Below are 7,716 nucleotides of genomic sequence, written 5' to 3'. Positions count from 1 at the left end.
TGGCACGGCGGATCAGCAGGTCGGGCTGGCTCATGGTCTGGTCCTTCGGGGGGCGACGGTGACCGGCAAGAAAAAACCCGCCGGTCGGGGGGGACGGCGGGTTGCGGTGGTCGGGGTCCGGTGGGATCAGCCGGGGCTGGCCCCGACGGATCCCCCGCCTCTCCCGGCGCACCACAGCACCGCCGTCGCCGTGGGGCGACGTCGTTTGCTGGTGGTGGTAGCTCGGGCGGTGCGGATCATGGCGGAATGATCCCGTCTCAGGCGGTCGCCGTCAACGTCTGTGCTGTTACAGTTCGCCGCGCCGCGACCGCTTCGGCCAGCCGCTCCAGCACGGCAACCGACTCGTCCCAGCCGATGCAGCCATCGGTAATGCTCTGGCCATAGACCAGGGGCTTGCCCGGGACCAGCTCCTGCCGCCCGGCCACCAGGTGGCTTTCGACCATGACGCCGATGATCCGCTGGTCGCCGGCCGCGACCTGGCGCGACACGTCCTCGATCACCAGCGGCTGGTTCTCCGGCTTCTTGCTGCTGTTGGCGTGGCTGGCGTCGATCATGATCGCCGGGCGCAGGCCGGCCTTGGCCAGTTCGGCACCGGCGGCCGCGACGCTGGCGGCGTCGTAGTTCGGCGCCTTGCCGCCGCGCAGGATGATGTGCGCGTCCTCATTGCCGGTGGTCGACGCGATCGCCGACCGGCCGGTCTTGGTCACCGCCATGAAATGATGCGGCTGCGAGGCGGCGCCGACCGCGTCGACCGCGATCTTCACATTGCCGTCGGTGCCGTTCTTGAACCCGACCGGGCAGGACAGGCCGGATGCCATCTCGCGGTGGATCTGGCTTTCGGTGGTGCGGGCGCCGATCGCGCCCCAGCCGACCAGGTCGGCGATGTATTGCGGCGTGGTCATGTCCAGGAACTCGCAGGCCGCCGGCAGGCCCAGCGCGTTGATCTGCAGCAGCAGTTGCCGGGCCAGCCGCAGGCCGCGGTCGATCTGGAAGCTGCCGTCCAGGTCCGGGTCGTTGATTAGGCCCTTCCAGCCGACCGTGGTGCGCGGCTTCTCGAAATAGACGCGCATGACGATCTCCAGCGTGTCGCCGAACCGCTCGCGCAGCGGCAGCAGCCGGGCGGCGTAGTCCAGGGCGGCGTCGGGATCGTGGATCGAGCACGGGCCGATCACCACCGCCAGCCGGTCGGAGGTGCCGTGCAGGATGTCGTGCAGGGCGCGGCGGCTCTCGGTGACGGTGCGGGTCGCCACGGCGTCGCGCGGGAATTCGCGCATCACCTCGGCGGGGGTGCTCAGTTCCTTGATCTCAAGGATGCGAAGGTCGTCTGTGGTCTTCAACACGGCATGGGCTCCTGGGTTTCACCACACCGGCGGCATAAAAAAAGCCGCCAGGGGGTCTGGCGGCTCTCGGGACGTCTGTGGATCGGTCTTCAGATCACGCGCACCCTCGCTCCGCCGCTGAAAGCGGGTAGCTAAAGTACCAAAAATAGGTGCGGGCGCGGACACAGGTCATGTCGTGCATATAGGTCACCCCGCCGGCTTTGTCACGAGGGTTCTTGCGCGAAACGCCATCACCCTTTCGGAAAGTGTCCGAAAGGGCAGGGGAAAGCCGCTCAGGCCTCGCTCTCCGCCCCCAGCATGCGCGGGAACAGGGTCGACAGCCGGCGCGTCAGCCCGGCGCGGTCGGCATCGCCGGCGACGATGGCCGCATCGACCGCGCCATGCATGCCATCGAACAGCAGGATCGCCGCCAGCCTGGTGTCTTCGACCTGCCAGGATCCGGCCCGGATGCCGGCCACCAGCGCCGGCGGGTGTTCCGGCCCGGCCCGAACTCTGCAATCGTCCCGTGGGGCGAATCGCGAAGGCGGGGCATCGTGGACGGGCATCTCTGGGTCACCGGCCTGGTGGTCGCGGCGACGGTGGGGCTGTGGGCGACCGGGAAGCTGCCGGAATACCTGACGGCCCTGCTGTTCTTCGCCGCCGCCACCATCCTGGCGCTGGCGCCGCCGGCCACCATCTTCTCCGGCTTCGCCTCGGCCGCCTTCTGGCTGGTGCTCGGCGGCTATGTCCTCGGCCTCGCCATCCGCAACACCGGACTGGCCGAGCGGGTGGCCCGGCTGCTGGCAACGCACCTGTCCGGCTCCTACCCCCGGCTGGTTGCCGGCGTGGTCGGGCTGACCTATGCCCTGGCCTTCGTCATGCCGTCGAACATGGGCCGGATCGCGCTGCTGATGCCGATCGTCATGGCGCTGGCCGACCGGGTGGGCCTGGGCGAAGGCCGGCGCGGCCGGAACGGGTTGGCGCTGGCGGTCGGCTTCGGCACCTTTCAGCTCTCAGCCTCGATCCTGCCGGCCAATGTGCCGAACCTGGTGATGGCCGGGGCGATCGAATCCAATTACGGGCTGCACCTGGCCTATCTGCCCTATCTGCTGCTGCATGCGCCGGTGCTCGGCCTGCTCAAGGGCATCGCCCTGACCGGCTGCGTCTGCTGGCTGTTCCGCGACACGGTGTCGGGCGCGGCGCCGGCCGAAACCGCCAAACCTGTCTCCGCGGCCGAGGTACGGCTGGCCGTGCTGCTGGGCGCCACCCTGCTGCTGTGGCTGACGGATTCAGTGCATGGCGTGTCGCCGGCCTGGGTCGGCCTCGCCGCCGCCTGCCTGTGCCTGATGCCGCGGATCGGCTTCGTCACCGGCGAGGAGTTCGGCCGCGACGTCAACCACCGCACCTCGATCTATGTCGCCGGCATCCTCGGCCTCGCCGCCCTGGTCGGGCAGAGCGGCCTGGGCACGGTGATCGGCGATGCGCTGCTGCGGGTCGCGCCGCTCGACCCCGCCGCGCCGGCGCGCAGCTTCGCCACCCTGATCGGCGTCACCTCGGCCCTCAGCTTCGTGGTCACGGCCAATGGCGTGCCGGCGCTGTTCACGCCGCTGGCGCAATCCTTCGCCGATGCCTCGGGGTTGCCGCTGCTGACGGTTTTGATGGTCCAGGTGATCGGCTTCTCCACGCCGTTCCTGCCCTACCAGGCGGCGCCGCTGGTGGTGGCGATGGGCATGGGCCGGGTGCCGTTCAGGGCCGGGTTGCGCCTCAGCCTGGCGCTGGCGGCGATCACCTTCCTGGTGCTGGCGCCGCTGGATTATGGCTGGTTCGCGCTGCTCGGCTGGCTGGGCTGACCTCTATCGCCGAGGGCAGGGGCAGGGCCGGCCGGTCACCAGGCCGCAGGGCGGACGGGATCAGCCCGAACCGGGCGCGGAACAGCCCGGCGAAGCGCGAGGGCGAGCGATAGCCGCAGGCCAGCGCCACCTCGGCGATCGACCCGGCCGCGGCGTAGAGCAGCACCATGCCGTGGTCCAGCCGCGTGTCGGTCAGGATCCGGGTGAAGCCGCTGCCCTCGGCCCGTAGGCGACGACGCAAGGTCGCCTCGCTCATGCCCAGCCGCCTGGCCGCCTCGGCGCCGGTCCAGTCGGCGGAAGGCTGGGCCGCGACCAGCAGGCGCAGCCGCTCGCTGGCCCGCTCCGCCGTGGCCGGGCGCCAGGTGATGCCCTGTTCGGCCAGCAGCAGCAGCAGTTCGACCAGCCGATGCCGCATCGCCTCGGCCGACAGGCCGGGGTCGGCGGCGAAGCCGGCCAGCGCATGGTCCGCCGCCTCGACCAGCCGGCCGGACTTCAGCCGGGCGAAGGGGGCCGGCGGCCGGCCTTGCGCCGCCAGCTCGGGGAAGCCGCGGCGGAAGGCGTCCAGCACCGGCGCGGCGAAGTCGATCATGACGGAGCGGTAGGGCCGGTCGGCCGGCGGGATGTTGACCACGTCGATCGCCTCGACCGGCGACAGCAGCACGGCGTCGCCGGACAGGACGGCCAGGCGGCGGCCATCGACATGGAATTCCTTCTCGCCATCCAGCACGAAGATCACGGCCGGAGCGGGAAAGCGCACATTGCGCAGGGCATCGCGGGCCCGGCAGGTGAACCGCACCGCGGCGCCGGCATCGTCGCGCCGCAGTGGCCCGCCGCCCGCCGTGAAATGCCGCGCCAGCCCGGCCACACCCATATCCGCCACTCGCCGATACTCCCCGGAGTCCACCGCCTCGATCCGCCGCGATGATAGCCGATGCCGCGGCGGCCGTCCTTACGGCGCGCGGGCCAGGTCGGTCCGGCTGAAGTCGTCTCCCTTGAACAGCAGGATCTCGTTTCGCGTCGCGGCCAGGGCGTAGGCGAAGCAGTCGCCGTAATTCAAGGCAGCCGGGTGCCGGCCCTTGCCATAGCGGCGCCATGCTCGCCGAGCCATTTCCGCCTGCTCGGCATCCACTGCCACGGTGTCTGCTTCCAGACGATGCAGCCAGATGTCGAGTTCCCGGCCGCCCGCATCGCCGAGCCGGGATTCGATCACGATGCCCGCCTCGACCAGCGTTGCGGCGGAAATCAACCGGACCGGATCCTCGGCGATCTTTCGCTCCAGTTCGGCTGCCCCCGGCTCATTCAAGAAGATCGCGAGGATGACCGACGTGTCGATCACCATCAGCGCGGCATCCCGGTCTCGTCATAGCCGAGGATCTCATCCGGGCTGCGGTTGTCCAACACCGGCAAGGCCGAAACCCGATGGCGGATGGCGGCCAGATCGTCCAGCAGCATGGGGGTCTTCCTGGCACCGGCGACACGACGAAGCCGGTCTTCCAGGGCTCGCTTCGTGGCCTGGGTGATCGATTCCCCGGTTCGCCGGGCAAGTTCCCGGGCCAGGGTTTCGGTTTCCGGATCCTTGATGCTGAGGGCCATTGTGTCGGTTCCTAGGTACCTAGTCAGGTAGATTCTACCAAAGAAATCGCGGGCTGGCCATGGCCATCCGGCTCCTCGTCCGGCTCAGCTTGCGGCATGGTCACCCCAGCCCGGGCACCACGGGATAGTCCGGCGACGCCGTGTCGGGGTCCTGCGGCCATTGCGGCGCGTCGTCGGCGATTGCGTAATAGTCGCCCTTGTCGGCGGTGTAGATGTGGCCGGCCATGTGCAGCCCGGTGGCACCGTCCAGCGAGCCGGCGGCGATGCTGACGGTGCGGCCCCCCTCCAGCCGCCAGAACAGGCTGGCGCCGCAATCGCCGCAGAAGCCGCGCCGGCCGTCGGCTGAGGAGGAGTACCAGCGCAGGGCCCGGTCGCGCTCGATCACCAAATCGCCGGCGGCGCAGCCGGAATAGGCGGCGAAATGGCCGTGGGTGCGGCGGCACTGGCCGCAATGGCAGGCCAGCACCTGCCGCATCGGTCCGGTCACCCGATAGCGCACCGCGCCGCACAGGCAGCCGCCGGTCTGGTCGGTATGATCTGGCATCGCTTCGCCCTCCTGCCGCCCGAATCCGGCTATTAGGGTGCCGTCGGCGGCGGCGCGGCATTGTGCCGGCTCCGCCATGCGGTGTCACCGGGGCGTCACCGCGGCTTCGTGGAGTTCTGGAGAAGGAATTACCGGTGCGACGCACAGTGCCATGGATCGCCGGCGGACTGGCCGCCCTGCTGCCGTTGCTGGCTTTGGCGGCCGACCCGCCGCCGCGCGCCACCGGGCCGATGACCTTTGCCCTGGCCGGCAACGGCGGCAATTGCCTGGGCTGCGAATGGGTGGCCGCCGAGGGGCAGATCACCGCCGACACGCCGGCCGCCTTCGCCGCCTTCCTGAAGGGCGAAGACTGGACGGCCTGCTATTCGGCCGAGCCGGTGACACTGGATTCGCCGGGCGGCGATGCCGAGGCGGCGATGGCGCTGGGCCGGGCCCTGCGCGCGGCCGGCTGCACCACATCGGTCGGCCGGACGGTGCCCGACCCGGATGCCGATGCCGGCAACCCGATCCAGGCCGGGATCGCCGGCCAGTGCGAGGGCGCCTGCGTCCTGGCCTTCCTGGGCGGGCAGGAACGCCAGCCGCAGCCTGGCCGGCTGGTGCTGGCGTCACTGCTGGCGGACCGGCCGGGCCTGGCCCCGGCCAAGGGCCTTGCCGAAGGGCAGATGCTGGCGTCGCGGATCGGGGCCTATCTCGCCGAGATGGGGGCGGATGCGAAGCTCGGGCCCCGCTTCGCCTTGGTGCCGGGCGCCGCATCCCAGCCGCTGGAGGCCGCCGATCTCACCGCCTTCGCCATCGACAACACCGAGGTCGAGAGCCGCACCCCGTGGCATGTCGAGCCCTATCGTGGTGGCGCGGTGGCGGTGGCCAGGCACAGCATCGGGCCGAACAGCGGCGACGAGGACACGCTGACCCTGTTCTGCCGCAAGGCCAAGCCGGCGACGGTGGTGATGATGCTCAGCCGCCGCTGGGGCACCGAGAAGAACAACGTGCCCGACGCCGGTCACCGCCACCGTGACGCTGGGCGACCCCGCCAAGCCGGCCGCTGGCGCCGAGCGGTCGATCGATCCGGCCGACTCCCGGGCGACCGACGATGGCTGGGGTTTCCTGACGGCAGACCTGACGGCGGCGGAGGCCGCGGCGCTGCGCGGCGGCCAGCCGGTCACCCTGGGCGGCGACGTGCCGCCGAACTGGGGGAATTCCTGGTCCGAGACTGCGACCCTGACCGCCACCGACCGCATCGTGCTCGATCTGGTGCTGCGCAACTGCCTGTGACGCGGTCGGGCCGGCTTAGAGGCTGTTTGGAAATGCGCTGGCGTGAGTCGGCTGGTGGTGGTTTCGAGAACCGGCGCGCAGCGGACTTTTGGGTCCGTGAGCACCGGAAGCGGAGACACCGCCATCAGACGGCCACACCAGTAGCATTACCAAACGGGCTCTTATGACGCGGCGGGGCTTGCCAAGCGTCCGTCGTCTCCCGATATTCGAATTAGCTGTCCGGATCCCCCGGGCGGCGAACGTTCTCAGGGCGGGGTGTAAGTCCCCACCGGCGGTGATGGCATCTCTCTTTCGGGAGGGTGCATGAGCCCGCGAGCGCCCACCGGGTCAACCGGTGGGGTCAGCAGATTCGGTGCGATCCCGAAGCCGACGGTCATAGTCCGGATGAAAGAGAACGGGCCAGCCAGACCGGGAGTCCATCCCCGGGCCCTGGTCCCGTATGCCCTGATTCTGGTCCTGTTGCATGAGGAAGACCATGAATCAGTCCCCGTCGAACATCGACACCGGCCGCATCGCCTTCATCCAGGCGTGCTGGCACCGCGACATCGTCGACCAGTGCAAGACCGCCTTCCTGGCGGAGATATCCAAGTCCGGCAAGCAGGCCCCGGAGATCGATCTGTTCGAGGTGCCCGGCGTTTTCGAAATCCCGCTGCACGCCCAGCTTCTGGCCAAGACCGGCCGCTACGATGCGATCGTGGCCACCGGCTTCATCGTCGATGGCGGCATCTACCGCCATGAATTCGTCTCCACCGCCGTGATCGACGGGTTGATGCGGGTGCAGCTCGACACCGAGGTGCCGGTGCTGTCGGCCGTGCTGACGCCGCAGCATTTCCACGAGCACGAAACCCACACCGCCTTCTTCCGCGAGCATTTCCTGGTCAAGGGCAAGGAGGTGGCGGAAGCTGCCCTCGCCACCGTGGCCGCGGTCGCGAAGCTGCGCGGCCGGGGCCTGCGCGCGGCCGCTTAAACCGCACGCACCGCGTCGATTGGGTTCGCCTTGCTTGGCGAACCCAACATCGTCTTGGGATCCCTCCGACTGTCATTGCCGGGCTTGACCCGGCAATCCAGAGAATGTCGACAGTCTCTGGATGCCCGGATCAAGTCCGGGCATGACAGTTGTGAGGAAGGCTGGCGGATC

At 69.7% G+C, this 7,716-nt stretch carries 9 protein-coding genes and 1 riboswitch; of the genes, 3 read left to right on the top strand and 6 right to left on the bottom strand.

Going from position 1 to position 7,716, the window contains the following annotated elements; all coding sequences use genetic code 11:
- Positions 1-257: 257 nt before the first annotated feature.
- On the bottom strand, positions 258-1,340 hold the full coding sequence (locus AC3XYG_RS07590) for a 3-deoxy-7-phosphoheptulonate synthase (RefSeq protein WP_489139204.1): 1,083 nt from the start codon (positions 1,338-1,340) through the stop codon (positions 258-260).
- 272 nt (positions 1,341-1,612) lie between these two features.
- Entirely contained in the window at positions 1,613-1,885 is a 273-nt protein-coding gene (locus AC3XYG_RS07585; protein WP_489139203.1) for a hypothetical protein, read from the bottom strand.
- Between AC3XYG_RS07585 and AC3XYG_RS07580 the strand changes: the two genes are divergently transcribed.
- Positions 1,874-3,169, top strand: a complete 1,296-nt coding sequence (locus tag AC3XYG_RS07580; RefSeq protein WP_489139202.1) for an SLC13 family permease — start codon at positions 1,874-1,876, stop codon at positions 3,167-3,169. The two genes, AC3XYG_RS07585 and AC3XYG_RS07580, sit on opposite strands and share 12 nt — an antisense overlap.
- On the opposite strand, the gene AC3XYG_RS07575 is transcribed toward AC3XYG_RS07580, so the two are convergent.
- The 4 genes from AC3XYG_RS07575 to AC3XYG_RS07560 form a co-directional block, all read right to left on the bottom strand.
- Positions 3,105-4,040, bottom strand: coding sequence for a helix-turn-helix transcriptional regulator (locus AC3XYG_RS07575; RefSeq protein WP_489139205.1), 936 nt, complete (start codon positions 4,038-4,040; stop codon positions 3,105-3,107). The two genes, AC3XYG_RS07580 and AC3XYG_RS07575, sit on opposite strands and share 65 nt — an antisense overlap.
- Positions 4,041-4,118: 78 nt before the next feature.
- Positions 4,119-4,508: a type II toxin-antitoxin system VapC family toxin gene (locus AC3XYG_RS07570; RefSeq protein ID WP_489139201.1), complete on the bottom strand. Its 390-nt coding sequence runs from the start codon at positions 4,506-4,508 to the stop codon at positions 4,119-4,121.
- Entirely contained in the window at positions 4,508-4,762 is a 255-nt protein-coding gene (locus AC3XYG_RS07565) for a type II toxin-antitoxin system VapB family antitoxin (protein WP_489139200.1), read from the bottom strand. Before AC3XYG_RS07565 ends, AC3XYG_RS07570 begins: the two co-directional genes overlap by 1 nt.
- 100 nt (positions 4,763-4,862) lie before the next feature.
- On the bottom strand, positions 4,863-5,306 hold the full coding sequence (locus tag AC3XYG_RS07560; RefSeq protein ID WP_489139199.1) for a GFA family protein: 444 nt from the start codon (positions 5,304-5,306) through the stop codon (positions 4,863-4,865).
- Positions 5,307-5,440: 134 nt separating this feature from the next.
- Between AC3XYG_RS07560 and AC3XYG_RS07555 the strand changes: the two genes are divergently transcribed.
- Complete coding sequence (locus AC3XYG_RS07555) at positions 5,441-6,745, top strand: hypothetical protein (protein WP_489139198.1); 1,305 nt, start codon at positions 5,441-5,443, stop codon at positions 6,743-6,745.
- A gap of 70 nt (positions 6,746-6,815) precedes the next feature.
- Positions 6,816-6,978, top strand: a riboswitch (FMN riboswitch).
- 75 nt (positions 6,979-7,053) lie between these two features.
- Positions 7,054-7,545 carry a 6,7-dimethyl-8-ribityllumazine synthase gene (locus tag AC3XYG_RS07550; RefSeq protein ID WP_489139197.1) on the top strand — a complete coding sequence of 164 codons (492 nt, stop codon included), beginning with the start codon at positions 7,054-7,056 and terminating at the stop codon, positions 7,543-7,545.
- Positions 7,546-7,716 lie beyond the last annotated feature (171 nt).

The sequence above is a fragment of the Inquilinus sp. genome (assembly GCF_057815775.1).
The sequence above is the reverse complement of the archived record's forward strand: the minus strand, read 5'-3'. Positions and strand labels throughout refer to the sequence as shown.

Excerpts from the sequence above, each read along its gene's own strand:
- AC3XYG_RS07560 (WP_489139199.1), bottom strand. The coding sequence starts at position 5,306 with ATGCCAGATCATACCGACCAGACCGGCGGCTGCCTGTGCGGCGCGGTG.
- AC3XYG_RS07585 (WP_489139203.1), bottom strand. The coding sequence starts at position 1,885 with ATGCCCGTCCACGATGCCCCGCCTTCGCGATTCGCCCCACGGGACGAT.
- AC3XYG_RS07550 (WP_489139197.1), top strand. The coding sequence starts at position 7,054 with ATGAATCAGTCCCCGTCGAACATCGACACCGGCCGCATCGCCTTCATC.
- AC3XYG_RS07565 (WP_489139200.1), bottom strand. The coding sequence starts at position 4,762 with ATGGCCCTCAGCATCAAGGATCCGGAAACCGAAACCCTGGCCCGGGAA.
- AC3XYG_RS07575 (WP_489139205.1), bottom strand. The coding sequence starts at position 4,040 with ATGGGTGTGGCCGGGCTGGCGCGGCATTTCACGGCGGGCGGCGGGCCA.
- AC3XYG_RS07570 (WP_489139201.1), bottom strand. The coding sequence starts at position 4,508 with ATGGTGATCGACACGTCGGTCATCCTCGCGATCTTCTTGAATGAGCCG.